This window comes from Burkholderia sp. Ac-20353 (genome assembly GCF_017104785.1).
Classification (GTDB): domain Bacteria; phylum Pseudomonadota; class Gammaproteobacteria; order Burkholderiales; family Burkholderiaceae; genus Burkholderia.
The window spans coordinates 1-997 of sequence record NZ_JAAGPL010000506.1; the positions used below are offsets into that span (position 1 = coordinate 1).

A 997-nucleotide genomic window follows, 5' to 3' on the forward strand; every position below is an offset into this window, starting at 1 on the left:
TCCTGAAACTCGGGCTGATCGTCGCGGGCGGCTTCGCGGGCGCGCTCGTCGGCTTCGCGCTGATCGTCCGGCTCGCGCTGTTCGCGGCGGCGCGCCTGGTGCGCAACGGGCGGGTGGCTGCGGGCATCGGCTGGCGCTACGCGCTCGCGTCGCTGCACCGGCGCGGCACCGCGAGCGCGCTGCAGATCACCGCGCTCGCGCTCGGCCTGATGTGCCTGCTGCTGATTGCGATCACGCGCAACGATCTCGTCGACGGCTGGCGGCAATCGATGCCGCCCGATGCGCCGAACCAGTTCCTGATCGACATCCAGCCGGACCAGCGCGCCGACGTCGCCGCGTACCTGACCGCGCACGGCGTGCGCGACGCGGTGCCCGCGCCGATGGTGCGCGGCCGGCTCGTCGCGATCAACGGCAAGCCGGTGAATCCCGACGCCTATGTGTCCGACGATGCGCGCCGGCTCGTCGACCGCGAATTCAACCTGTCGTATACGACCGAGCTGCCGCCCGACAACCGGGTCACGTCGGGCGACTGGTTCGGCACGTCGGCAAGCCCGCAGATCTCGATCGAGGCTGGGCTCGCGAAGATCCTCGACGTGAAGCCCGGCGACGTGCTGCGCTTCGACGTGACGGGCCTGCCGATCGAGGCGCCGGTCACGAGCGTGCGCAAGCTCGACTGGGGCACGTTCCGCGTGAACTTCTTCGTGCTGATGCCGCCCGCTGCGCTGCAGGATTTCCCGGCGATCTACCTGACGAGCTTCCACCTGCCGGCCGAGCGCGCGGCGCTGCTTGATCCGCTGATCGCGCGCTATCCGAACCTGACCGCGATCGACGTCGCGCCGATACTCGCGCAATTGCAGCGGATGATGCTGCAGGTGGTCAGTGCGGTGCAGTTCCTGTTCGTGTTCACGCTCGCAGCCGGCGTGCTGGTGCTCTATGCGGCGCTCGCGGGCTCGCGCGACGAGCGGGTGCGGGAGGCGGCGCTGTTGCGCGCGCTCGG

The 997-nt window shown here is 70.3% G+C and carries 1 pseudogene; it reads left to right on the forward strand.

The features are described 5' to 3' along the window. Positions 1 to 997 (forward strand): annotated as a pseudogene (locus tag G3N94_RS41605) (ABC transporter permease); the annotation flags it as partial.